This is a genomic window from Pseudoroseomonas cervicalis (assembly GCF_030818485.1).
Classification (GTDB): domain Bacteria; phylum Pseudomonadota; class Alphaproteobacteria; order Acetobacterales; family Acetobacteraceae; genus Pseudoroseomonas; species Pseudoroseomonas cervicalis_A.
The window spans coordinates 3,112,445-3,136,731 of sequence record NZ_JAUTAJ010000004.1 but is presented as its reverse complement, the minus strand read 5'-3'; the positions used below and the strand labels follow the sequence as shown (position 1 = coordinate 3,136,731).

The 24,287-nt window shown below is 71.7% G+C and carries 23 protein-coding genes and 1 pseudogene; 13 read left to right on the top strand and 11 right to left on the bottom strand.

Annotated features, from left to right (window positions below):
- The first annotated feature begins 6 nt into the window (after nt 1–6).
- Both QE401_RS18580 and QE401_RS18575 read left to right on the top strand, forming a co-directional pair.
- Nucleotides 7–726, top strand: coding sequence for a haloacid dehalogenase type II (locus QE401_RS18580; protein WP_307139615.1), 720 nt, complete (start codon nt 7–9; stop codon nt 724–726).
- 11 nt (nt 727–737) lie between these two features.
- Nucleotides 738–1,118: pseudogene (locus QE401_RS18575) on the top strand (YkvA family protein); the annotation flags it as partial.
- Between the two features lie 19 nt (nt 1,119–1,137).
- On the opposite strand, the gene QE401_RS18570 reads toward QE401_RS18575, so the two are convergent.
- Nucleotides 1,138–2,256 carry a 2-aminoethylphosphonate--pyruvate transaminase gene (locus QE401_RS18570; RefSeq protein ID WP_307139614.1) on the bottom strand — a complete coding sequence of 373 codons (1,119 nt, stop codon included), beginning with the start codon at nt 2,254–2,256 and terminating at the stop codon, nt 1,138–1,140.
- Between the two features lie 161 nt (nt 2,257–2,417).
- On the bottom strand, nt 2,418–3,059 hold the full coding sequence (locus QE401_RS18565) for a DUF1194 domain-containing protein (protein ID WP_307139613.1): 642 nt from the start codon (nt 3,057–3,059) through the stop codon (nt 2,418–2,420).
- Between the two features lie 125 nt (nt 3,060–3,184).
- Between QE401_RS18565 and QE401_RS18560 the strand changes: the two genes are divergently transcribed.
- The gene (locus QE401_RS18560; RefSeq protein ID WP_307139612.1) at nt 3,185–3,838 is read left to right on the top strand and encodes an exopolysaccharide biosynthesis protein; all 654 of its coding nucleotides are present in this window, start codon (nt 3,185–3,187) and stop codon (nt 3,836–3,838) included.
- An 18-nt stretch (nt 3,839–3,856) separates the two neighbouring features.
- On the opposite strand, the gene QE401_RS18555 is transcribed toward QE401_RS18560, so the two are convergent.
- From QE401_RS18555 to QE401_RS18540, 4 genes are all read right to left on the bottom strand, one after another.
- A complete protein-coding gene (locus QE401_RS18555; RefSeq protein ID WP_307139611.1) occupies nt 3,857–4,429 on the bottom strand; it encodes a cob(I)yrinic acid a,c-diamide adenosyltransferase in 573 nt (190 codons plus the stop codon).
- Nucleotides 4,430–4,489: 60 nt separating this feature from the next.
- The gene (locus QE401_RS18550; RefSeq protein WP_307139610.1) at nt 4,490–5,377 is read right to left on the bottom strand and encodes a cation diffusion facilitator family transporter; all 888 of its coding nucleotides are present in this window, start codon (nt 5,375–5,377) and stop codon (nt 4,490–4,492) included.
- A gap of 211 nt (nt 5,378–5,588) precedes the next feature.
- On the bottom strand, nt 5,589–9,089 hold the full coding sequence (gene metH / locus QE401_RS18545; RefSeq protein ID WP_307139609.1) for a methionine synthase: 3,501 nt from the start codon (nt 9,087–9,089) through the stop codon (nt 5,589–5,591).
- Nucleotides 9,090–9,107: 18 nt separating this feature from the next.
- Complete coding sequence (locus QE401_RS18540; protein WP_307139608.1) at nt 9,108–10,058, bottom strand: ArsR/SmtB family transcription factor; 951 nt, start codon at nt 10,056–10,058, stop codon at nt 9,108–9,110.
- Nucleotides 10,059–10,099: 41 nt separating this feature from the next.
- Here QE401_RS18540 and QE401_RS18535 point away from each other — a divergent pair, with 41 nt between their 5' ends.
- The gene (locus QE401_RS18535) at nt 10,100–10,450 is read left to right on the top strand and encodes a hypothetical protein (protein WP_307139607.1); all 351 of its coding nucleotides are present in this window, start codon (nt 10,100–10,102) and stop codon (nt 10,448–10,450) included.
- An 88-nt stretch (nt 10,451–10,538) separates the two neighbouring features.
- Here QE401_RS18535 and QE401_RS18530 read toward each other — a convergent pair whose 3' ends face one another.
- From QE401_RS18530 to QE401_RS18520, 3 genes are all read right to left on the bottom strand, one after another.
- A complete protein-coding gene (locus tag QE401_RS18530) occupies nt 10,539–11,495 on the bottom strand; it encodes an L-lactate dehydrogenase (protein ID WP_307139606.1) in 957 nt (318 codons plus the stop codon).
- A gap of 1 nt (nt 11,496) precedes the next feature.
- On the bottom strand, nt 11,497–13,002 hold the full coding sequence (locus QE401_RS18525) for an SLC13 family permease (RefSeq protein WP_307139605.1): 1,506 nt from the start codon (nt 13,000–13,002) through the stop codon (nt 11,497–11,499).
- 300 nt (nt 13,003–13,302) lie between these two features.
- Nucleotides 13,303–13,671 (bottom strand): hypothetical protein, encoded by a 369-nt coding sequence (locus QE401_RS18520; protein ID WP_307139604.1) that lies wholly within the window; start codon nt 13,669–13,671, stop codon nt 13,303–13,305.
- Nucleotides 13,672–13,919: 248 nt separating this feature from the next.
- On the opposite strand from QE401_RS18520, the gene QE401_RS18515 reads away from it, so the two are divergent.
- Together QE401_RS18515 and QE401_RS18510 are read left to right on the top strand one after the other, a co-directional pair.
- Nucleotides 13,920–14,615, top strand: coding sequence for a hypothetical protein (locus tag QE401_RS18515; protein WP_307139603.1), 696 nt, complete (start codon nt 13,920–13,922; stop codon nt 14,613–14,615).
- Nucleotides 14,612–15,208 carry a hypothetical protein gene (locus QE401_RS18510; RefSeq protein ID WP_307139602.1) on the top strand — a complete coding sequence of 199 codons (597 nt, stop codon included), beginning with the start codon at nt 14,612–14,614 and terminating at the stop codon, nt 15,206–15,208. The genes QE401_RS18515 and QE401_RS18510 overlap by 4 nt, the downstream gene beginning before the upstream one ends.
- Nucleotides 15,209–15,298: 90 nt before the next feature.
- Here QE401_RS18510 and QE401_RS18505 read toward each other — a convergent pair whose 3' ends face one another.
- Nucleotides 15,299–16,090 carry a ferredoxin--NADP reductase gene (locus tag QE401_RS18505; protein ID WP_307139601.1) on the bottom strand — a complete coding sequence of 264 codons (792 nt, stop codon included), beginning with the start codon at nt 16,088–16,090 and terminating at the stop codon, nt 15,299–15,301.
- Nucleotides 16,091–16,201: 111 nt separating this feature from the next.
- Here QE401_RS18505 and QE401_RS18500 point away from each other — a divergent pair, with 111 nt between their 5' ends.
- The 7 genes from QE401_RS18500 to QE401_RS18470 all read left to right on the top strand — a co-directional run bounded on the left by QE401_RS18500 (nt 16,202) and on the right by QE401_RS18470 (nt 22,727).
- The gene (locus QE401_RS18500; RefSeq protein ID WP_307139600.1) at nt 16,202–16,957 is read left to right on the top strand and encodes a GNAT family N-acetyltransferase; all 756 of its coding nucleotides are present in this window, start codon (nt 16,202–16,204) and stop codon (nt 16,955–16,957) included.
- Nucleotides 16,958–16,994: 37 nt separating this feature from the next.
- Nucleotides 16,995–17,459 carry a hypothetical protein gene (locus QE401_RS18495; RefSeq protein ID WP_307139599.1) on the top strand — a complete coding sequence of 155 codons (465 nt, stop codon included), beginning with the start codon at nt 16,995–16,997 and terminating at the stop codon, nt 17,457–17,459.
- A gap of 5 nt (nt 17,460–17,464) precedes the next feature.
- A complete protein-coding gene (locus QE401_RS18490) occupies nt 17,465–17,803 on the top strand; it encodes a c-type cytochrome (RefSeq protein WP_307139598.1) in 339 nt (112 codons plus the stop codon).
- A 138-nt stretch (nt 17,804–17,941) separates the two neighbouring features.
- Nucleotides 17,942–19,117, top strand: a complete 1,176-nt coding sequence (locus tag QE401_RS18485; RefSeq protein ID WP_307139597.1) for a YihY/virulence factor BrkB family protein — start codon at nt 17,942–17,944, stop codon at nt 19,115–19,117.
- A 110-nt stretch (nt 19,118–19,227) separates the two neighbouring features.
- Nucleotides 19,228–20,646 (top strand): esterase-like activity of phytase family protein, encoded by a 1,419-nt coding sequence (locus QE401_RS18480; protein ID WP_307139596.1) that lies wholly within the window; start codon nt 19,228–19,230, stop codon nt 20,644–20,646.
- A gap of 152 nt (nt 20,647–20,798) precedes the next feature.
- Entirely contained in the window at nt 20,799–21,320 is a 522-nt protein-coding gene (locus tag QE401_RS18475) for a GNAT family N-acetyltransferase (protein ID WP_307139595.1), read from the top strand.
- 300 nt (nt 21,321–21,620) lie between these two features.
- Nucleotides 21,621–22,727, top strand: a complete 1,107-nt coding sequence (locus tag QE401_RS18470; RefSeq protein ID WP_307139594.1) for a mechanosensitive ion channel family protein — start codon at nt 21,621–21,623, stop codon at nt 22,725–22,727.
- Nucleotides 22,728–22,845: 118 nt separating this feature from the next.
- Here the strand turns inward: QE401_RS18470 and QE401_RS18465 are convergent, their stop codons facing one another.
- Nucleotides 22,846–24,279, bottom strand: a complete 1,434-nt coding sequence (locus tag QE401_RS18465) for a chlorohydrolase family protein (RefSeq protein ID WP_307139593.1) — start codon at nt 24,277–24,279, stop codon at nt 22,846–22,848.
- Nucleotides 24,280–24,287 lie beyond the last annotated feature (8 nt).

Below are 24,287 nucleotides of genomic sequence, written 5' to 3'. Positions count from 1 at the left end.
AACGCCATGGTTCAGGATGTGCAGGCGCTGGTGTTCGACGTGTTCGGCACGGTGGTGGATTGGCGCCAGGGCGTGGCGCGGGAGGCGGCGCCCTTCCTGGCCCGGCACGGCGCCGCCGGCGCCAACCCGGCCGGCTTCGCCGATTCCTGGCGCCGCCGCTACTCGCCGGCGATGGAGGAGGTGCGCAGCGGCCGCCGCCCCTTCACCCGGCTCGACGTGCTGCACCGGGAAAACCTGGAGCAGATCCTGCCCGGCTATGGCATCGACCCGGCCCGCGTGCCGGAGGCGGAGCTGGAAGAGCTGAACCTGGCCTGGCACCGGCTGGACCCCTGGCCGGATTCGGTCGCCGGCCTCACCCGGCTGAAGGCGCGCTACATCATCGCGCCGCTCTCCAACGGCAATATCCGGCTGATGCTGGACATGGCCAGGCGCGCCGGCCTGCCCTGGGACGCGATCCTGGGCGCCGAGGTGGCGCAGGCCTACAAACCGACGCCGGAAGCCTATCTGCGCACCGCCGAGGTGCTGGCGCTGCGCCCGGAGCAGGTGATGCTGGTCGCCGCGCACAATGGCGATCTGGCGGCGGCGCGGCGCTGCGGGCTGCGCACCGCCTTCATCCCCCGCCCGACCGAGCATGGGCCCGGCCAGACCACCGACCTGGCGCCGGAGCAGGATTGGGATGTGGTGGCGCGCGACATGGAGGACCTGGCCGCGCAGCTCGGCCTGTAGGGGCCAGCCCGATGTGGCGCCGGATCCGGGACTGGGCGCGGGCGATCCGGCGCGATGTGCACGCGCTGTACCTGGCGGCGCGCGATCCGCGCACGCCCTGGTATGCGCGCGCCCTGGCCCTGGCGATTGCCGCCTATGCGCTGTCGCCGATCGACCTGATCCCCGATTTCATCCCGGTGCTGGGCTATCTGGACGAGGCCATCCTGCTGCCGCTGGCGATCCTGCTGGTGATCCGGCTGGTGCCGCCGGCGCTGATGCAGGAACACCGCGCGGCCGCCCTGGCGGCCGGGGGCCGGCCGGTCAGCCGCGCCGGGGCGGCCGCCATCATCGCACTGTGGCTGGCCGCGGCGGCGGCGCTGCTCTGCTGGCTCTGGCCGGGGCGGGCCGGCTGAACGGCCCGCCCCCGCCGCCTCAGGCCGCGTCGCGGCGGCGCACGCCCAGCTCCTCCAGCGCGCCGCGCATGGCGCCGAGGGCGAAGCGCATCTCGTCCGGCCCGACATGGCCGATGCAGCCGATGCGCATGGTCGGCGCCTCGGTGTTGTAGAAATTGCTGATCAGCACGCCGCGCCGCTTCAGCGCGTCGACGAAGCCCTGCAGGGTGAAGCCCTCCTGCCGCGGCTGGTGGAACAGCGCGATGATCGGGCCCTGATTCTCCCAGGACAGATAGGGGCGCAGCCCCAGCGCCTGGGCGCCCTCATACAGGATGCGGCAATTCTCGCGGTAGCGGGCGAGGCGCGCCTTCTGCCCGCCCTCGGCGATGAAGATGTCGAGCGCGACACCGAAGGCGTGCAGCGCCTGCACCGGCGGGGTGAAGCGGAAGCTGCCCCAGCCGGCGCGCTGCGCCGTGTCGTAGACATCGGCCAGGTCGAAGGACCAGGAGCCGGCCTGGCCGCGGCTGGCCTCCACCCGGTCGATCGGGCAGACGGCGAAGCCGATGCCGGGCAGCCCCTCGATGCATTTGTTCGAGGTGAAGACGACGGCATCCACCTCCGGCTGGGCCGAGAGGTCGAAGGGCAGCGCGCCGAAGGCCGAGACGGCGTCGACGATCATCCGCCGCCCGGCCGCGCGCACCACGGCGCCCAGCGCCGGCACGTCATTGACCAGCCCGCTGCCGGTCTCGGAATAGATGATGCCGAGATGGGTGATGGCGGGGTCGGCGGCGAGCGCCGCCGCCACCGCCGCCGGCGCCACGCCGCCGGTGTCGGGCGCGGGCAGCTCCACCACCTGGCGCCCGGCCTCGCGCGCCAGCCGCGCCATGCGCTCGGCATAGGCGCCGTTGCGCACGATCAGCAGCTTGCCGGTGGAGGCGGGCACGAAGGTGCGGATCGCCGCCTCGGTGATGAAATGCCCCGCCCCCTGCAGCGGCAGGCAGACATGCCGGCCGGCCACGCCGCCGGCGATGTCGCGCACCTTCTCGCGGATGGCGATGTATTCGGGGGCGAAGTCACGGTCCCAGGGGGCGATGTCCACGGCCATCGCCGCCCGCACTTCGGGGCGGGTCTGCACGGGGCCGGGAATGAGCAGCAGCATGTTCGGGTCCTGAGGAAGACAGGGGAAGCGCCATCCGGAAGCCGGCGGGCCGCACCCGCGCCTCTGCACAAACAGCCCCCCAAGGCTGCACCGCCGCCGCGCCAAAAGAAAGCCCGCGCAGGCCCGCGCCCAGCCGATAAAGTCTTTTTGCTTCTTTTTCTTCAGAAAAAGAAGGCGCTTTGCTGCTCCGCAACAAGCAGCGCGCCGCCGATCTCGCGGCGCAACTTCCGCCGGATGGCCTCGGCGAAATCGGCGTAATCGGCGCAGGAGAGGGCGAAGGCCCCTGGCCCGCCGATCACCTCCGCCTCGTAATGCGCCAGCAGGTCCGGCTCCTCGTTCAGCACGGCGAGCCCGTTGATGGTGACCCCGGCGGCCACCCCGATATCGCGCACCGGGCCGGGCGGCCGCCCCTGATTGTGCGCGCCGTCGCCCGAGACATCGAGCGCCAGGCGCGTGGCTTGCGCCGGGCAGCGCGCCAGCAGGGCCAGCCCCGCCGCCATGCCGGGCCCGAGCGCGGTGGCCCCCGGCGCCGGCAGGCGGGGGGCGTTGTCGATCGCCTCGGCCAGCGCCGCGGCGCCGGCGGCGTCGGAGATCCGCATCCAGGGCACCGCCAGCTCCTGGCCCGAGGACCAGAACAGCAGCGCCACCGCCACCGCGCCGCGCGGCCCGGCGCCGCAGGCGGCGATGATGTCCTCCTGCCGGAAGGCATTGGCCAGCCCGCCCACCATCAGGCCGAACTCGTCGTAATCGACGCTGGCCGAGACATCGACGGCCAGGCACAGCGCCAGGTCGACAGGCTGCATGCGGCATCTCCCCAGGGGCTCAAGGCCGGCGCCAGTGTTGAACAGGCCGGCCCGCGCCCTCATCTCCCTGGCACGAAGCAGGGCGCCCGCACAGGGTTGCCGGGATGGATCGACGGGATTTGGGAATGGATGGTACGGCCGGCGCGGCGGCGCAGGGAGGGGCGCCGGAGCCCGGGCACGGGGCCGAGGGGGCGACGATCTCCCGCATCGTGGCCGAGGTGGCGGCGACGCTGCCGGGCGAGCGCATCAGCCTGGGCGAGATCGCCGAGGCCTTTGGCGAGCGTGCCTTCGGCCTGCTGATCCTGCTGCTCTGCCTGCCCAGCCTGCTGCCCGGCATGGCCAGCGTCTTCGGCATCCCGATGGTGGTGTTGGGGGTGCAGATGGGGCTCGGGCTGCGGGTGCCGCGCCTGCCCGGCTTCGTCGCCCGGCAGACGGTGAAGCGCACCGACCTGCTGCGGCTGGCCTCCGCCTCCTCGCGCGGGCTGAAGCCGATCGAGAAGCTGGTGCGGCCGCGCGAGGGCTGGTTCATCACCCCGCCCGCCGAGCGGCTGGTCGGCTGGGCCACGGTCTATGCCGCGCTGATGCTGATCCTGCCCGGCCCCGGCACCAATGGCCCGCCCGCCTTCGGCACCATCGTCATGGCGCTCGGCATCGTCGAGCAGGATAGCCGCGTGACCGGCATCGGGCTCGGCCTGACGCTGGCGGGCTGCCTGTTCGCCACCGGCGTGCTGGTGGCGCTGTGCTGGGTCGGCATCAAGGCGATGGGCTGGATCTTCTGACCCCGGCCTTCCGGGCGCCTATCGCGCGCCCCCGGGCACCCACAGGATGTCGCCGCCCCGGTTCAGCACCCGCGACAGCACAAAGGCGTGGTCCGACAGCCGGTTGAGGTAGCGGATCGCCACCGGGTTCACGGCTTCCGCCGCCGCCAGCGCCACCACCACCCGCTCCGCCCGCCGCGCCAGGGTGCGCACCAGATGCGCATGCGCCGCCGCCGGCGTGCCGCCCGGCAGGATGAAGGAGCGCAGCGGCGGCAGATCCGCATTCATCGCCGCCAGCTCCGCCTCCAGCCTCGCGCATTGGCTGTCGGCCACGCGCAGCCGCGGGCGCTCGGCGGAATCATCCGCCCCGTCGCCGGGGATGCAGAGATCGGCGCCGAGGTCGAACAGATCGTTCTGGATGCGCGCCAGCATGGCATCCGCCTCGGGCTCGCTGGCGCAATGCAGGCGCAGCAGGCCGATGGCGGCGTTCAGCTCGTCCACCACGCCGATCGCCTCGATGCGCAGCGAATCCTTCGCCACCCGCGTGCCGTCGCCGAGCGAGGTCTGCCCGCCATCGCCGCCGCGCGTGGTGATCACATCCAGCCTGACCATCCCTCTCCCCCTTGTGGCCCTGCCGTCGAGATGGGGCGCCACGGCCCCCTGCAAAGGGTGTCAGAGCACCAGCACGCCCTGATGCTTGGCCTTCGCCTCCGGCTCCACATGGATGGTGATGACGGCGCTGCCCAGCTCCTGCTTCAGCGCCGCCTCGATCCGGTCGCAGATCTCATGCGCCTCGGCCACCCGCATCTCCCCCGGCACCACAAGGTGGAACTCGACGAAGGTGGTGCGGCCGGAATGGCGGGTGCGCAGATCATGCGCCTCGATCGCGCCCTCGGCCTGCTGCGACACCAGGCCGCGGATGCGCGCCAGCAGCTCGGGCTCCACCGCCTCGTCCATCAGCCCGCCGACGCTCTCGCGCAGCAGCCGCCAGCCGGAGAACAGGATGTTGATGGCCGTCAGCCCGGCCAGCAGCGGGTCGAGCCAGAGAATGCCCGTCATCGCCACGGCGGCGACACCCGCCACCACGCCGATCGAGGTCACCACATCCGCCAGCAGGTGCCGCGCATCGGCCAGCAGCGCCGGCGAGCGCAGCTTGCGCCCGGCGCGGAACAGCCACCAGGACCAGGCGCCATTGATGCCGGTGGCGAAGGCCGAGATGGCCAGGCCCTGGGCCGGCAGCGCCGGCGCCGAGGGGTGCTGCCAGGCATCCCAGCTCTCGTTCAGGATCAGCAGCGCCGCGACGACGATCAGCACGCCTTCCAGCACCGCCGAGAAATACTCGGCCTTGGCATGGCCATAGGGGTGGTTGGCGTCCGGCGGGGCGGCGGAGACACGGATGGCCACCAGCGCGGCGGTGGCCGCCGCGACATTGACGATCGACTCCAGCGCATCGGCCATCAGCGCGACGCTGCCGGTCAGCCACCAGGCCACCGCCTTGAGGCCCAGCACCGCCACCGCCACGCCAACCGTTGCCGCTGCGAGTGTCGTCGCACGGTTCATCCGCCAAGATCCTGCTCTGTCCCGCCCGGCTTTCTAGGCCACCCCCCCTCCCCATTCCATTCTTCTTTCGGCTGCCGGTCAGGGCCGAAACGGGAGGGGCTGCACGGGGAAGGTGGGCTTCGGCCCAGGGTTGCGCCGGGGTCGCGCCACTGTGGCGGGGCGGGGTTGCCGGGGTGTTGCCGGCGGCGCCATCGGCGCCGCCGGAGGTGCTTCAGACCGAGAAATACTTGGCGCGCGGATGGTGCAGCACGATGGCGCTGGTCGACTGCTCCGGATGCAGCTGCCACTCATCCGAGATCGACACGCCGATGCGCTCCGCCTGCAGCAGCCGCAGCAGCGGCGCCTGGTCCTCCAGCCGCGGGCAGGCCGGATAACCGAAGGAATAACGGCCGCCGCGATAGCCCTGCGCCAGCATCTTCTCCATGTCGCGGTCATCCTCGCCGGCATAGCCCAGCTCGGCGCGGATGCGCTTGTGGATGTACTCCGCCATCGCCTCCGCCATCTCCACCGACAGCCCGTGCAGGTAGAGATAATCCTGGTAGCGATTGCCCTCGAACCATTCCCGCGCCACGTCGCTGGCCTTCTGGCCGACGGTGACCACCTGCAGGCCGATCACATCGCGCGCCTCCGGCCCGTCCTCGATATCGCGCAGGAAGTCGGCGATGCATTCGCCATCCTCCTTCGGCTGGCGCGGCAGGGTGAAGCGGCAGGCCTCGGTGACGCCATCCTCCTCGAACAGGATGACGTCATTGCCCTGGCCGGCGCATTTCCAGTAGCCATAGATGGCCTGCGGCCGCAGGATCTTCTCCTGTTCCGCCAGCGTCAGCATGCGCTTCAGCACGGGCCGCAGCTCCTGCTTTGCCCAGCCGATGAAATCCTCGAGGCTCCGCCCCTGCTTCCGGAAGCCCCACTGGAACTGGTAGAGGCTGCGCTCATTGATGAAGGGGATGATCGCCTTCGGGTCGGCCTCCATCACCCGCGCGCCCCAGAAGGGCGGCGTGGGCACGGGCTCCGCCGCCGTCATCCGCCGGCGCCGCGCCTGGGCGTAGTTGACATCGACGGGGGCGAAGCCGCGCGGATCGGCGGTGCCGAGGGTGCGGGTGGTGTTCTTCGACTTGCCGGCGCGCTTCGATTGTAGCGCCGCCAGATAGCCGTCGAAATCGCTGCCCATGACGCGATCCATCAGGTGCAGCCCGTCAAAGGCATCCCGCGCATAGGCGACGCGGCCGCTGGCATAGGCGTTGACGCAATCATCCTCGACGAAATTGCGCGTCAGCGCGGCGCCGCCCAGCAGCACCGGCACCTCGACGCCGAGGCGCGACATTTCTTCCAGATTCTCCTTCATCACCACGGTGGATTTGACGAGGAGGCCGGACATGCCGATGGCGTTCGCCCGATGCTCGCGCACCGCCGCCACCATCTCGTTCAGCGGCACCTTGATGCCGAGATTGACGACCTTGTAGCCATTGTTGGTCAGGATGATGTCGACCAGGTTCTTGCCGATGTCATGCACATCGCCCTTCACGGTCGCCAGCACGATGGTGCCCTTCTCCTGCCCCTCGGCCTTCTCCATGAAGGGTTCCAGATAGGCGACGGCGGCCTTCATCGTCTCGGCCGATTGCAGCACGAAGGGCAGCTGCATCTTGCCGGCGCCGAACAGCTCGCCCACCACCTTCATGCCATCGAGCAGGATGCCGTTGATGATGTCGAGCGGCTTGATGCCCTTGGCCATGGCATCGGCCAGCTCCTCATCCAGCCCCTTGCGGTCGCCATCGACGATGCGGTCCTTCAGCCGGCCCTCGACCGTCTCCGCCTTCACCTTCTTGGCGGCATCCGCGGCCTTCCGCCCGGCGAAGATCTCCAGCAGCTTCTGCAGCGGGTCGTAGCCCTCGGCGCGGCGGTCGAAGATCAGATCCTCGGCGACCTTCACCTCCTCCGGCGGGATGGCGTGCAGCGGCTTGATCTTGCTGACATGCACGATCGCCCCCGTCATGCCGGCCTTCACCGCATGGTCGAGGAACACGCTGTTCAGCACATGCCGCGCCGCCGGGTTCAAACCGAAAGAAATATTCGACAGGCCGAGGATGATCTGGATGTCCGGGAATTTCTCCCGGATCATGCGGATGCCCTCCAGCGTCCACAGCCCCAGCTTGCGGTCATCCTCATTGCCGGTGGCGATGGTGAAGGTCAGCGGGTCGATCAGCAGGTCGCTCTGCGGCAGCCCGTGCTTGTTGCAGGCGAAATCCACCAGCCGCTCGGCGATGCGGAGCTTGTCCTCCGCCGTCTTCGCCATGCCGACCTCGTCGATGGTCAGCGCGATCACCGCGGCGCCGAACTTCTTGGCGAGCTTCATGCGGTCCGTCGCATGCCCCTCGCCATCCTCGAAATTGATCGAGTTGATGATCGGCTTGCCGCCATGCAGCTTCAGCGCGCTCTCGATCACCGGCGTCTCGGTGGAATCGATCACCAGCGGCGCGTTGACGCTGCCGGTGAAGCGGCGCACCACCTCGTTCATCTCCGCCATCTCGTCGCGGCCGACAAAGGCGGTGCAGATGTCGAGGGAGTTCGACCCCTCCCCCACCTGCTCCCGCCCCATGGCGACGCAGCCATCCCAGTCATGTGCCGCCTGCCGCTCGCGCCAGGCCTTGGAGCCATTGGCGTTGCAGCGCTCGCCGATGGAGAAATAGGCATTCTCCTGCCGCAGCGTCGTCGCGCCATACAGGCTCGCCACCGCTGGCACCCAGTGCACGCGGCGCGCGACCGGCGCCGGGCGGAACCGGCTGCCGCCGACCTTGCGCAGCATCGCGTCCAGCGCCTGGATATGCGGCGTCGAGGTGCCGCAGCAGCCGCCGATCAGGTTCACCCCATCCTCGGCGACGAAACGCTCCATCCACACTGCCATCTCGGCCGGTGCCAGGGGGTAATGCGTCTTGCCATCCACCAGCTCCGGCAGGCCGGCATTGGGCTGCACCGAGACCAGGCCGGGCCAGTTGCGCGCCAAATAGCGCACATGCTCGGCCATCTCCTGCGGCCCCGTCGCGCAGTTCAGCCCGATCAGCGGCACGTCGAGCGCCTGCACCACCGTGGTGGCGGCGGCGATGTCGGCGCCCACCAGCAGCGTGCCGGTGGTCTCCACCGTCACCTGCACGAAGATCGGGATGTCTTTTCCGGCTTCGCGCAGCGCGATCTTGGCGGCGTTCACCGCCGCCTTGATGAACAGCGTGTCCTGGTTGGTCTCGGTCAGCAGCGCATCGGCGCCGCCGGCGATCAGCCCGCGGCACTGCTCGGTCAGCGCGGCTTCCAGCGTGTCGTAATCGATATGGCCGAGGCTCGGCAGCTTGGTGCCCGGCCCGATATCGCCGATCACCCAGCGGTCGCGGCCATCCGCGAAGCTCTCTGCCGCCTCGCGCGCCAGCTCGACCGAGAGCTTGTTGATCTCGAAGGCCTTGGCGCCCAGCTCGAACTCTTCCAGCGTGATCGGCGAGCCGCCGAAGCTGTTGGTCAGCACCATGTCCGACCCGGCCTCGTAATAGCCGCGATGGATCTCGCGCACGAGCTCGGGGCGGGAGAGGTTCAGCACCTCGGTGCAGTTCTCCTTGCCCCAGTAATCCTTCTCCACATCAAGGGTCAGCGCCTGGACACGGCTGCCCATCCCGCCATCGCAGAGCAGGACACGGTCGCGCAGGGCTTCCAGCAGGGTCGGACGGGCCATGGGGCAGGGCCTCTTCGGTCAGAAGGTCAGAACGGGTTCGGCGGCGGCGACCGGCACGGCCAGCCGCCGCGCCGGCCACAGCCGCACCGGCAGGGGGCCGGCGATCTCCACGGGTGGCAGCGGCGCGCAGCCGGCGGCGCCAAGCCAGCCGGCCATCGCCGCATCGTCGAAGCCGGGCCAGCGATGCGCGGGCCCGGCCAGCAGATCCTGCCGCGCATGGCTGGCCAGGTCGATCACCACCAGCAGCCCCTCGGGGCTCAGGATGCGCGCGGCCTCGGCCAGGGCGGCGGCCGGGTCCTCGGCGTAATGCAGCACCATCTGCAGCGTGGCGGCGTCGAACCCGCCATCCGGCAGCGGCAGCCGGTACATGTCGGCCAGCCGCACGCTGGCATTGGGCAGCGCGCGCTCGCCGAGCCGCGCGCGGGCCAGCGCCAGCATCTCGCGGCTGGCATCCAGCCCCAGCACGGCGCCGGCGCGCGGCGCCAGCAGCTCCAGCAGCCGCCCCGTGCCGGTGCCGATATCGGCGACCCGGCCCAGGCGTTCCGGCAGCAAATCCAGCAGCGCCGCCTCGATCGCGGCGGCCGGCAGATCCAGCGCCCGCATCTCGTCCCAATCCGCCCCGTCGCGCCGGAACGCCTCGGAGGCGGCCCGCGCCCGCTCGGCGGCGATGCGCGCGGCGGCGCGGCGGTCGGCGGCGATGGTGGTGTCGTCCTCCGGCAGCCGCGCCAGCATCAGCCGCACCAGATCGGCCTGCGGCGGCAGCTGGAAATACACATTGGCGCCCTCCGGCAGCCGCTCCAGCAGCCCGGCCTCCACCAGCAGCTTCAGGTGGCGCGACAGGCGCGGCTGGCTCTGGCCGAGGATCGCGCACAGCTCGGACACGCAGAACGCCCCGCGGGCGCAAAGCGCCAGCAGGCGGAGGCGGGTCGGTTCGGCGGCGGCGCGCAGCTGCGCCAGCAAGGGCTCCATGGGCTTGCGGATGACATAAAGACTTCTTTATGTCTAGCGGTATGCGCTGGTCCCTCGACGCCCGAACCCCGCTCCGCCTGGCCGATGCCGCCAGCACGCCCGCCGATGCGGTGGTGCTGGCCGAGGATGGCGCCCCCCTGCCCGACCGCCCCGCGCTCGTCGAACGCTTCGCGGCACCGCCGCCCGGCGCCCATCCCATCGGCTGCGCCTGCTGCCAGCCGCGCAACCCGGTGGCCATCGCGCTCGACCGCCTCTTCCTCGCCCGCACCCGGGGACAGGCCCCCTGGTTCAGCGAGATCTGGGTCGTGCTGCGCACCGGGGACGGCGCCAACGCCATCGAGGCGGCACTGCAGACCGACAGCGTGACCCAGGCCAGGTTCAGGAAGGCATAAAAAACAAAAAGATCCGGGGGAATGAATTCCCCCGGACCCCCTTCTCCTTCTGTCAGGCTGCCGCGGTCTCCCGGCCAGGCGGGGCGCTTCAGGCCGGAGCCGACAGCACCTTCAGCCCGTCGGCGATGGTGTCGGCCAGCACCGCGGCACTGCTGCGCAACGCCGCGCGCTCCGCCGCGTCCAGCAAAGGCTGGATCGGCAGCGACGCGCCCTCCTCCCCCAGCACATGCGGCAGCGAGATGCAGGTCTCCCGCACCTCCAGATACTCCGGCAGATAGGTGGAGACCGGGAACACCACCCGCTCATCCATCAGGATCGCCCGCGCCAGCCGCGCGATGCAGCCACCGATGCCGAAATTCGAGACGCCCTTGCCCGCCTTGATGCGATAGGCCGAGGTGCGGACATCCTCATGGATCTGCGCCCGCATCGCCGCATCGATCGGCCGGCCACGCTGCGCGGCGAAATCCAGGATCGGCACCCCGCCCACCTGCGCGCTGGACCAGTGCAGCACCTCCGAATCGCCATGCTCGCCCAGCACATAGGCATGCACGGAGGCAGCGGCGACCTCCAGGTGATGCGCCAGCCGGTCGCGGAAACGGATCGAATCCAGCGTGCAGCCGGTGCCGATCGCGCGCCCCGGCTTCACCCCGTAATGCCGCACCGCGATCGCCGGCATGACGTCCACCGGGTTGGTGGCGAAGAGCAGGATGGTGTCGGGCGCCACCTTCAGCACCTGCTCGATGATCTGGCCCACGATGCGGATGTTCTGGTGCAGCAGCTCCAGCCGCGTCTGGCCCGGCTTCAGGCTGGCGCCGGCGGTCACCACCACCAGATCGGCCCCGGCCAGCTCGGCATAGCTGCCCTCCCGCACCCGGGCGGCGGTGCCGAAGGCGGCGGCATGGCCGATATCCGCCGCCTCCCCCGCCGCCCGCGCCAGGTCGAGATCGACCAGCACGATGTCGCTCACCCCCGGCGTCGCCGACAGCAGATAGGTCGCGGCCGCGCCCACCTGCCCGGCCCCGATCACGCCCACCAGCGCACCCATCTCACAGCACTCCCATCATCGGCCAGATCGTCGCGGACAGCAGCAGGATCAGCGCGAAGCCGGCCACCGTCACCACCAGCCCCACCTTGGCGAATTGCGTCATGCGGAACGCCCCGGTGCCGTAGCACAGCATGTTCTGCGGCGCGTTGGTCGGCAGGATGAAGCCGAAGGAGACGACGAAGCTCTGGATCAGCACGATGCCGAAGGCCGTCTCCTTCGACACCGGCAGGGTCTGGCTGAAGGCGATCATGATCGGGATCAGCGTGCTGGCCAGCCCCGTGGCCGAGGCGAAGCCCAGATGCAGCACGATGCTGAACAGCGACAGCGCGCCGATCACGGCGACCACCGGCAGCGCCTCCAGCCCCAGCTGGCCAAGCGTCACCTGCGCCAGCCAGCCGGCGGCGCCGGTGCGCGACAGCAGCGTGCCCAGCGAGATCGAGGCGGCGAACAGCACCACCGTGCCCCAGGGCACCAGCTTCTCCGCCTGCGCCCAGTGCATCACGCCGATCTTGGGCATCAGCAGCAGCGCGATGCCGAGCTGCGTGGTGGTGGTGGTGTCGAAGGGATGCAGCACACCCTCGGTCGACCACAGCAGCAGCAGCATCACCGCCACCGCGATCAGCCGCTTCTCCGGCGCCGTCACCGGGCCGAGCTGCGCCACCTGCTCGCGCAGCTTGGCCTGCGCCTCCTCCTTGGCCGGCACCTCCGGCCGCAGCAGCCAGAGCGAGACCAGGAACAGCACCACGCTCATGCCGATGGTGAAGGGCAGCGCGGTGACGAACCAGCCGCCCCAGGTGACGCTCTGCCCGAAGGCACCCTGCATGAAGTTCAGGCTGATCAGGTTCTGCGCCGCGCCGGTCTTCACCGCGATGTTGAAGATCGAGCAGGCCTGGGCGGTGACGATCATCAGCGTCGCACCCAGGCTGCTGCCCACCGGCAGGCCGAGGGCGGCGGTGATACCCACCATGATCGGGATCACCGCACCGACGCGCGCCGTGGCCGAGGGGATGAACAGCGCGAGCACGAAGCCCACGATCATCGCCCCCACCGTCAGCCGCGCCGGCGAGATGCCGACCTTGCTCATCACCAGCAGCGCCACCCGCTTGTCCAGCCCGGTATGCTTCAGCGCCACCGCCAGGAACAGCGCGGCCGCCACCAGCAGCACCGCGGTGGAGGAGAAGCCGGTCAGCATCACCCCCAGCGCATCGGCCGACGACATCGGCCGGGCATTGGGCGTCAGCGACTTGCCCATCAGGCCTACAACCGCCATGCCGGTGAGAATGACGGCGCTGGTGGCGGGCGAGACGCATTCGCTGATCCACAGCGTGATCACCAGCGCCAGCAGCGCCAGCGACACCTGCCCCGCGGCGCTCAGCCCCTCCGGCGTCGGCAGCATCAGCACCAGCCCGTACAGGGCCAGCGCCAGCAGCAGGAAGGCGAATTTGCGGTTGGAACTCGGCTCCGGCGTCGAGGTGATCGGCGGTGCCGGTTGGGAGGCGGCGGTCATGATCGATCCTTCACGGTCGTCGGCCGCCGGGGCGCGCCGAGTGGGGCGCGCGCCGATTCGGCCGCGTTGGACCATGGCAGGATGAACGCTTCGCCGCATTGACGGGGATCAACCCCCCATCAAGAAACCGCGCAGTCCCAGCCTCCGGTCGCGCGAACCGCGCCGGAGGGGGCCGGCGCGGTCGCTGCGGGATCGGTGGGAAAGGGGGTGCGCGGCGGGGCGGGGCGGCGCGGCCGGGAGCGCCGCGCCAGGGGGGAGAGGGGGGGGAGGAGGACCCCGCCCCGCCGCAGCTTCGGCGCCTCAGCGCGACACGGTGTTCATCTTGTCGAGCAGCGCATTGGCGGCGTTGACGCAGGCCTGCATCGGCTCGCTCTCGGCGCAGCGGATGGAGAGGCTGACATCGCCCCGCTCCAGCCGGAAGGAGGCGGCGCGCGAGGGCGGCGGCGGGGGCGGCGGCATCATGCCGTGATGGCGCATCCACATCGGCCCGCGCGGGCCGGGGCGGTCGGCCTCCGCCCCCGGCGGGCCCGGGGGCGCGGGGGGCTGGGCCTGCGCCTGGCCCGGCGGGGGCGGCGGCGGGCTGCCCGCAGGCGGCGCCGGCTGGGCCACGGCCAGCCCGGCCACACCCAGCATCAGGGCACCCGTGCCCAGCATCAGCATCTTGCGCATGCTCGTTCCTCTGTTCTGCACCGGCGGTCCGGCAGGCCGGCCGCCGATGCAGGAAAATCTAGCCGGGCGCGGCGTTTCAGTGTGCGGGCCTCCGGCAACAAACTCTTTCAGCGCCGGCGGCGTTGGCACGGCCAGGCCAGACCAGGCCAAGCCAGGCCGGGGGCGCTTGAGCCAAGTTGATTGGCCGTGCCGCCCGCCGCGCCGCATCCCTGCCGCGAGCCAGACCGCGAGCGCCCGAGGAGACCCGCATGGGGGACCAGACCCCACCGCCCAGACCCGCCTCCCCCCCGCCGCGCAGCGCCGTGCCCGCCACCGGCCGCCGGCCCGGCGCCGCCGCCCCTGCCCCTTCCCCTGCCGCGGCCGCGCCGCCGGAGAGCGCGCCGGAGGCGGTGCTGCGCTTCGCGGTCTCGGCGCGGGACGAGCTGGAGGGCCAGCGCCTCGGGCTGCGCCGGGACCATGCGGGCCTGCCCGGCCTGGCCGGCGCCACCGCCGCGCTGCTGCTGATGCTGGGTGCCGTCACCTGGCTGCAGGCCGGGCCGATCGGGCTGTGGAAGGGCCATTACCCGCATGGGCAGAGCTTCGTGATGCTGGCCGCCCTGCTGGCCGGCGCCACCGGCTGGGGCTGGCTGTTCGAGGCGAAGCTGCTGCCGGCCCTGATGCGCCGCGCGACGCTCGCCCGGCTGCGCCGCCTGCTGGCCGGCGAGACGCGGCCGGAGCGGGTCATCCTCACCCTCGGCCCCGCCTCCCTGCTCTGGCGGACCGAGGGCGCGGCGCGGCGCTATGACGCCGGCCTGCTGCGCGGTCTCGCCGAGGATGCCCGCTTCATGCTGCTCGACCTGGGCTTCGGCCAGCGGCTGGTGCTGCCCAAGCGCGACCTGTCGGAGGCGCAGCAGGCGGCGCTGCGGCGCTGGACGGAACGCCATGCGCGGGGGGGCACGGCATGATCACGCTCCGCCTGAGCTGGCGGCCCGAGGACCAGGCCCGGCTGGTCGAGGCCGATCTGCGGCGCGGCGGGCGGCTCGGCCTCGGCACGCTGCGCGTGCTGGCCCAGGGGCTGTTCTTCGCCGCCACGCTGCTGCTGTCGCTGCGCCTGGCCGAGACGCTGCTGCGCCGCATGGCGCCCCCCGCCCCCTTCTGGCGGCCGCTGGAGACGAACGAGGCCCTGCTGCTGGCGGTCATCGGCGGCGCGACGCTGCTGCTGGCGCTCTACGCCCAGCTCAGCCAGCGCGCCGCGCTGACCCGGATCCTGCAGGCCCTGCCGGAGCCGGGGCGCCAGCCGCTGCTCGGCCCGGTCTCGGTGACGCTGCTGCCGGGGCGGCTCGCCTGCCAGGGCCAGGGCTGGTCCTTCGAGGCCGAGGCGGCGCGGCTGCGCCTGCTGGAGGAGACGCCCGCGGCCCTGGTGCTGCGCTTCGGCCCCACCCTCCCCGCCCTGCCGCTGCCGCGCCAGGAGCTGACCGAGGCCGAGATCCAGGCGGTGCGCGCCTGGGCCGCCTCCGGCTTCGCCGTGGCGGCGCCGCCCCCCGCCGCCCAGGGCTAGGGCATGAAAAAGCCCATGCCCCCGGCCAGGGGCATGGGCATGGGCATGGGCATGGGCATGGGCGTGTCGCCGGCGCGGCCGGGCGGGGCCTTACTTCTCGACGAAGGCCTTCTCGACCACATAGTGGCCGGGGCGGTTGCCGGCGCCCTCGGTGAAGCCGCGCTGCTCCAGCAGGGCGCGCATGGAGACCAGCATCTCCGGGCTGCCGCACAGCATCACCCGGTCCTGCTCCACCGAGAAGGGCGGCAGGCCGAGATCGGCGGTCAGCTTGCCGCTGGCCAGCAGCTCGTTGACGCGGCCCTGGTTCCGGAAGGGCTCGCGCGTCACGGTCGGGTAGTAGAGCAGCTTGTCGCGCACCAGCTCGCCCAGCAGCTCGTGCTGCGGCAGCTCCTGGCTCAGCCAGTCATGATAGGCCAGCTCGGCCACCTGGCGCACGCCATGCACCAGCACCACGCGCTCGAACCGGTCATACACCTCGGGGTCCTTCACCAGCGCCATGAAGGGGGCGAGGCCGGTGCCGGTGCCGAACATCCACAGGGTGCGGCCGGGCAGCAGGCTGTCCGGCACCAGCGTGCCCACCGCCTTGCGGGCGATCAGCACCTGGTCGCCCACCTTCACATGCTGCAGCCGGCTGGTCAGCGGCCCGTCCGGCACCTTGATGGAGAGGAATTCCAGCTCCTCCTCATAGGGGGCGGAGACCATGGAATAGGCGCGCACCAGCGGCTTGCCCTCCACCATCAGCCCGATCATCGCGAACTGCCCGGCCTGGAAGCGGAAGGCGGGGTCGCGCGTGCAGCGGAAGGTGAAGAGCCGGTCGGTCCAGTGGTGCACGAACTGCACCGTCTCGGCGTAATAGGCGGCGGGAGGAGCGGGAGCGTTCATGGTCAGGCAGATCGTCTCGGCTGGGCGCAGAACAAGCGCTTCCCGGGGAGGAAGTGGGGCAGGCGGACGGCTTGCGCGGCGTCGGGGTTACGGTCCAGCCTGCGGCCTATCATGACAATGCCCGGCCACGCCACATCCCCCGCCGCACCCCTGCCATCCCCGCAGGGCACCGCGCCCGCCGACCCCGCGACGCAGCCTCCCGTCGGGCCGCTGGTCGACCCGCTGCCGCGCCCGCTGCCGGCGCGGGTCGCGCATCGCGGCACCGCGGTGACGCTGGAGCCGCTCGGCCTGCGCCATGCCGAGGAGCTGTGGCAGGCGCTGCAGGGCGCCGAGGATAGCTGGGCCTATATGGGCTACGGCCCCTTCGCCGATTACGAGGGGTTCCGCCGCTTCCTCGCCGGCTTCGCCACCACGCATGACCCGATCGCCTGGGCGGTGCGGCCGCATGTCTCGGGCCTGGCCTCGGGCTGGCTGACACTGATGGAGATCCAGCCGGCCAATGCCGCCATCGAGCTCGGCCATATCTGGTTCGGCCCGCGGCTGCAGCGGACGCGCGCCGCCACCGAGGCGATGTTCCTGCTGATGCGCCACGCCATGGACGAGCTGGGCTATCGCCGGCTGGTGTGGAAATGCAACGCGCTGAACGCGCCCTCCCGCCGCGCCGCCGCGCGGCTCGGCTTCACCTATGAGGGCACGCTGCGGGCGCATCTGGTGGTGAAGGGGCGCCGCCGCGACACCGCCTTCTTCTCCATCCTGGAGGAGGAATGGCCGGCCCGGCGCGACGCCATCGCCGCCTGGCTGGCGCCGGAGAATTTCGACCACAATGGCCTGGCCCGCGCCCCGCTGCGCGCCGCGCCCCCCGGCTGAACCCCACGGCTGAACCTCACCCAGGGACCCTGCCCCGATGCGACGTTTCCTCCCCGCCGCGCTGCTCTGGCTGGCGGCGCTGCTGCCCCTCGCCGCCGCCGCCCAGGCCGCCGAGCTGCGCCTCGCCCTGCCCGGCGGCGAGCAGCGCCTGACGCCCGAGGCGCTGCTGGCGCGGCCGGATGCCGCGCGCATCACCGTGCCGGCGGATGTCGCCTATCACCGCGCCATGAGCTACCGCGCCGTGCCGCTGCGCGCCCTGCTCGGCCCGCTGGAGGGGGTGGAGACGCTGGAGGCCAAGGCAACGGACGGCTTCGCCTCGCAGCTCCCCGCCGCGCTGCTCTCGGGCGGCGCCGAGCCCTGGCTGGCGGTGGAGGAGCCCGGCGCGCCCTGGCCGGCCCTGCCCGGCAAATCGGCCAATGCCGGGCCCTTCTACCTGGTCTGGCTGCGGCCGGAGCAGGGCGGCATCTCCCCGAGCAATGGCCCTATGCGCTGGCCAGCCTGACCGCGGTGGCGCATCCGCTGCGGCGCTGGCCCTCGCTCGGCGTCGCCGCCGGCCTGCCCCCGGACGACCCGGCGCGGCGCGGCCAGGAGGTCTTCCTCACCCAGTGCCTGGCCTGCCACAGGCTGGCCGGCGCCGGGGCGGCGGAGATGGGGCCGGACCTGGCGCGGCCGATGCCCGCCCTGGCCTACATGACCGAGCCCGGGCTGCGCGCGCTGATCCGCGACCCGAAATCGGTGCGCCACTGGCCCGGCCAGCAGATGCCCGGCTTCAGCCCCGCGGTGCTGCCCGAGGCCGAGCTGGACGCGCTGATCGCCTATCTGAAGCACCAGGCGGCGCGCGACTGATCCTGCGGCGGCCCTTGTGGCCGCCGGGCCACGCCCCGGCCGCCCCGCGCCGGCCGGCCCGCCGGGCGCGGAACCACGGGCGGGGCGGGCCGTTACACCGGGCATGACGCGCCGCAGGCGCCGCCCAGGAGCCCCGCCATGCCCAGCCAGACCCTGCCCGCCCGCCCCCGCCCCGCCGATGCCCGGGCCGCCACGGGACAGGCCGGCGAGGGCCGCACCGCCAGCCGCCCGCGCGACATCCCGGCGCGCGGCTGGTGGAGCATCCTCAAGCGCTCGGTGGTGGAGGCGAATGAGGACCGCATCATGACCGAGGCGGCGGGCGTCACCTTCTACGCCCTGCTCTCGGTCTTCCCGGCGCTGACCGCCCTGGTCTCGCTGTTCGGCCTGTTCGCCGACCCGGCCATGGTCGGCCAGCAGCTGCAGCAGGCGGCGGGCTTCATCCCCTCGGGCGGCATGCAGATCATCGACGAGCAGCTGCGCCGCCTGGCCTCGGGCGAGCCCGGCTCGCTCGGCTTCAGCGCCGTGGTCGGCCTTGGCGTCGCGCTGTGGTCGGCCAACCAGGGCACCAAGGCGATGTTCGACGCGCTGAACGTCGTCTATGAGGAGGAGGAGAAGCGCGGCTTCATCCGCCGCACCCTGATCAGCCTGGCCTTCACCTTCGGCGCGCTGGTCTTCACCATGCTGGCCATGGGCGCGGTGGTGGTGCTGCCGGTGGTGCTGGCCTTCGCCGGGCTGGAGAGCAGCACGGAATGGCTGCTGCGCCTGGCGCGCTGGCCGCTGCTGATCCTGTTCATCACCGCGCTGCTGGCGACGCTGTACCGCTTCGGCCCCAGCCGGGAGAAGGCGCGCTGGCGCTGGGTCAGCTGGGGCGGGGTGTTCGCCGCCCTGGCCTGGGCCGCGCTCTCGGCCGGCTTCTCCTTCTATGTCGGCAATTTCGGCAATTACGACGCGACCTATGGCTCGCTCGGCGCGGTGATCGGCTTCATGACCTGGATCTGGCTCTCTGCCATGGTGGTGCTGTTCGGCGCCGAGCTGAATGCCGAGATGGAGCACCAGACGGCGCGCGACACCACCACGGGTCCGGAGCGGCGCATGGGCCATCGCGGCGCCACCATGGCCGACACGGTGGCGGTGGAGGGCGCCGAGGGCCGCGCCCGGGCCGAGGGCGTGGCCGCCCGCGCGGCGGCGCGGGAGGGCGGCCGGCCGGCCGCCACCGCGCCCGGCACGGCCCCGGCGAGCGACCCGCATGCGGCCGACCCGCTGGCGCCCGACACCCTGGCCCCCGGCACGCCGCCCGGCCTCGCCCCGCGCTGAACGGCCGGGCCGCCGGGCGGCACCGCCGCCATTTCGTCATCCAGTCGTCAAGCGGCTGCAACAGCACGCCCGTAACAGCGCCGCACGCGATTCCAGATTCGGAGATGACGATGCGCGCGCTGCTGCTCGCCGCCACTGCCCTGCTCGGGCTGGGCGGCCCCGTCCTGGCCCAGAACCAGGCCCAGAATCAGGCCCAGAACCAGGCCCAGGCCCAACAGGACCAGCGGGTCGAGGCCCGCCTGGCCGGCCATGCCATCCTGCCCGCCTTCACCATGACCCTGCCGCCGGCCGATGCGCCGCGCGACGCGCTGGTCTCCGGCAAGTTCACCGGCGCGCAGCGCGAGGACCGCCCCGGCAGCCTCCCCGGCAGCACCGGCCCGGCGCCGAATGGCCGCCCCACCGGTCTTTCCCTGCCCTTCATCGGCCAGCCGGTGCAGGGCTTCTCCGGCATCAAGCCGGTGGCCGGCGAGCCCGGCGCCTACTGGGTGCTGACCGACAATGGCTTCGGCAACAAGCGCAACAGCGGCGACGCGCTGCTGATGTTCCACAAGATCCGCCCCGATTTCGCCACCGGCGCGGTGCGGGTGGAACAGACCATCTTCCTCTCCGACCCCGATCGCCGCGTGCCCTTCCGCATCGCGCATGAGGGCAGCGAGGCGCGCTACCTGACCGGCGCCGATTTCGACCCGGAGAGCATCCAGCCCATGCCGAATGGCCAGGGCTTCTGGATCGGCGAGGAGTTCGGCCCCTACCTGATCCGCCTCGACGCCGCGGGGCGGGTGCAGCAGGTGGTGGAGACCCGGCTGGAGGGGCGCACGCTGCGCAGCCCGGACCACCCCTCGCTCTTCGTGCCGAACAGCCCGACCGCCGGCGTCGCCTTCCAGACCCAGCGCTCCGGCGGCTATGAGGGCATGGCCATGCTGCCGGATGGCAGCCGCCTCTGGGCCCTGCTGGAGAAGCCGGTGCTGACCGCCGAGGGCCGCCCCGAGGGCGAGTTCCTGCGCATGATCGAGTTCGACACGGCGCGCGGCGACTGGACCGGCCGCAGCCTGAAATTCCGCCTGGCGCCGGGCGCCACCGCCATCGGCGATTTCAACTTCATCGATGAGCGCCGCGCCCTGGTGATCGAGCGCGACGATGCCGAGGGCGACCCGTCGCTCGCCTGCGCGGCCGGGCAGACGCCCCCGGCCTGCTTCCACGCCCCGGCGCGGGTGAAGCGGGTGACGCTGGTCGATCTCGGCCAGGTCGATGCCGAGGGCTTCGTGGCCAAGCTGGCGCATATCGACCTGCTCGACATTCGCGACCCGGAGGGCCTGGCGCGCAGCCTGGGCGACCGCGCCGCCAACGCCCCGCGCGAGCGCTTCGGCTTCCCCTTCTTCACCATCGAGAATGTGGCGGTGGTGGATGCCGAGCACATCATTGTCGCCAATGACAACAACCTGCCCTTCAGCGCCGGCCGCCACCTGACGCGCGCCGACGACAATGAGTTCATCCTGCTGCACGTGCCGGAGCTGCTGCGCCGGCGCTGAACCGGGCGGCGCGGCCCCGCCCCGGCTTCCGGGCCGGGGCCGCGCCGGCGCTTTCTTCGTTGCGCGGCCGGATGCGATGCCGCCGCCGCTTGCGGCTTCGCTCCGCCCCACCTACGCCTTGCGGTGGAGCCCCACCCTCGCGGAGACCCCGCATGCCGCTGCTGCGCGACGCCACCCCGGCCGATCTTCCGGCGATCACCGCGATCCATGCCCATCACGTGCTGACCGGCACCGGCACCTTCGAGGAGGCGCCGCCCGACGAGGCCGAGATGGCGGCGCGGCTGGCGCGGGTGCAGGGCCAGGGCTGGGCCTGGCTGGTGGCCGAGGAGCAGGGCGAGGTGCTGGGCTTCGGCTTCCTCTCCGCCTATCGCGCCCAGCCGGCCTGGCGCTATGCCGCCGAGGATTCGATCTATGTCCGCCAGGACGTGCACGGCCAGGGCCTGGGCAAGAGCCTGGTGGCGGCGCTGCTGGAGCGGGCCGAGGCCGCCGGCTTCCGCCAGGTCTTCGCGGTGATCGGCGATTCGGAGAATGTCGGCTCGGTCGGGCTGCATCTCTCGCTGGGCTTCCGCCAGGTCGGGCTGCTGCGCGGCGCCGGCTTCAAGTTCGGGCGCTGGCTGGATGTGGTGCTGATGCAGCGCGCCCTGGGCGCCGCCGACCGCAGCCCGCCGGGCTGAGCTGCAGCGCGGCAAGACGCCGCGCGCCCTTCTCACACGCCGCTCTCACACTGGCGTCAGACGCCCTGGAAACGCTGGGGTCGGTTTCGCATTCTCCCCTCGGATCCGGGCCGTTCCCGCCGCATCGGCGGGCGGTCCACCCGTGGCACGGGCGGGGCCATGCCCCCGCCCCCCTGCCCCTTCGGGGCCGGCAGCACGGGCTCACCCGGCGGAGGCGCGGAGGCGCGCCCGGTTGCCCGGCCGCAAGGCCGCGCCGCCGGCGCCGGCCTCCCCGCCTTCGGCAGGCCAAGGGAGAGGCGATTGCTCGAACAGATCGACGAGGTCGGCCGCGATGTGGTCGATTCGCTGAGCTGGGCGCCCGACTGGGCGGTCAGCCTGCTGGTGCTGGGGGTGGCGGCCCTGCTGGCGCTGGCGCTGCACCGCGCGGTGTATCGTGTGCTGACCCGGCTGGTGGAGCAGCGCGAGCTGTTCTGGCGCTCGCTGGTGCAGCGCACCGAGGGGCCGGTGCGCATGGCCCTGGTGGTCTTCGCGCTGTCGATCGGCGCCGGCATCGCGCCGCTGAATGGCGGCCAGACCACGGTGCTGCGGCATGGGCTGCTGATCTGCTTCATCGGCCTGCTGGGCTGGGTGGCGCTGACCGCGCTGCATATCTGGACCACCGTCTATCTGCGCCGCTTCAAGCTGGAGGCGGAGGACAATCTGCTGGCGCGCAAGCACGCCACGCAGTCGCGCATCCTGCAACGCGTGGCGGCGACGCTGATCGTCGTCATCACCGCCGCGGTGGCGCTGATGACCTTCGACGGGGTGCGGCAATATGGCGTGTCGCTGCTGGCCTCGGCCGGCGCCGCCGGTCTGGTGGTCGGCCTGGCGCTGCAGCCGCTGCTGAAGAACCTGGTGGCCGGCATCCAGCTGGCCATCACCCAGCCGATCCGGCTGGAGGATGCGGTGATCGTCGAGGGCGAATGGGGCAATGTGGAGGAGATCTCCTCCACCTATGTCGTCGTCCGGCTGTGGGATTGGCGGCGCATGGTGCTGCCGCTCAGCTACTTCATCGAGCACCCGTTCCAGAACTGGACGCGCGAGGGCGCGGCGCTGATCGGCACGGTGATGCTCTATGTCGACTACACCGCGCCGGTCCCGGAGATGCGGCGCAAGCTGGAGGAGATCGCCAAGGGCTCCTCGCGCTGGGACGGCAAGGTGGTGAACCTGCAGGTCACCGACTTCAAGCAGGAGACGATGGAGGTGCGCATGCTGGTCAGCGCCGGCAATGCCGGCCGCGCCTTTGACCTGCGCTGCGAGGTGCGGGAGAAGATGATCGGCTGGCTGCAGGCGGAATATCCGCACGCCCTGCCGCGCCGCCGCGCCGAGATCGACCGGGCGCCGCAGGCGGCGCTGGCAGCAGAGTAAAGAGAAGGCTGGGGGGACAGGGTCCCCCCAGACCCCGCCTTCAGTTTGGCGCCATCTGATGGCGGGGTCCGGGGTGGCCCTGCCACCCCGGCGGGGGTCAGGGGGCGGAGCCCCCCGCTTACTCCTGGAACGCTTCGAAGCTGGAGGGCGAGAGCTGCTCGATATCGCGCCCGGCCCAGTCGCGCGACTTCATGCCCTCCCACATCGCCTCGGCGCCCTTCTGCACCTCGCGGCCCAGCTCGATCGGGTCGTAGCCGGGCACCACGCCGCCCTGCATGACGACGCGGCCATCGATGATCGAGGTGTCGAGATCCTCGGCCGTCGCCGAGAAGACGATGTTGCGGATCGGGTCGCGCAGCGGCGTCATGAACATCGTCTCGCCGCCCCAGATCAGCAGATCGGCCTTGGCGCCCGGCGCGATGCGGCCGAGATCCTCGCGCCCCAGCGCCTTGGCGCCGTTCAGCGTGGCGGCGTTGAAGACATCGGCCGCGGTCGCGACCTGGGTGCGGCGGTCGACGATCTTGGAGACCACCGAGGTCCAGCGCATCGCCTCGATCATGCTCTGCGGGCAGGTGTCGGTGGCGATGGTCATGTTCACGCCGCGCTCCTGGTAGCGGGCGAAGCTCTCCATGGCGATGCCGCGGCGGGCGAACACCCACACCGCATGGGCCACATTGGCGCCGGTATCGGCCAGGATGCCGATATCATCGGCCTGGTAATTGGCCCAGCTGCTCTCGCCCGGAATGATGCAATGGCCAAGGATGCAGCGTTCCGACAGGAACCCGATCTTCTCCAGCCACTCGATCGGCGTGCAGCCATTGCGGCGCGTCATCTCGTGGAATTCGGGCACGGATTGCGACACATGCAGCGCCAGCGGCACCTTCATGTCGCGCGAGGCATCGGCCGAGCGCTTCAGCAGCGCCTCGGAGCAGGTGTCGACCTGCATCGGCGTCAGGAAGCCCTTGATGCGGCCATTGGCGCGGCCGTCCACGCGCTCGATGAAGGAGACGGCGTCGTTGAAGCCCGCGAGGCCATCATCCGGCAGCCATTCGTAGTCCACCGTGCGGCCATTGGCGGTCAGCCAGCGGCCGGAGCGGTAGCCCTGGCCGATATAGGCGCGCAAGCCGACACGCTCGGCATGCTCGGCCACCACATCGCCATGCCAGCCGATCTCCATGATGGTGGTGGTGCCGGTGCGCAGCAGCTCGGGCATGGAATAGGCGATGCAGGCGCGGCGCGCCGCCTCGGTGATGGCGCCGTCGCGCGCGGTGAGGAATTCGAACAGGCCGGAGAGGTAGAATTGCCGCGGCCCGCGATCCTCGACGAAGCTCTTGTCCAGCGGGCTTTCGGAGAGATGGGCGTGGGTGTTGATCAGCCCGGGCGTGACCACCTTGCCCTTGGCGTCGATGGTCTGGTCCACCGGCCCGTCATAATGGCTGCCGACATGCAGGATCTTGTCATCCTCGACCACCACCACCCCGTCCTTCAGGTGGCGGTGCCCGCCATTCTGGTAGGCGATGATGTGCGAGGCGCGGATCAGGGTGCGGGCCACGGGCTTCT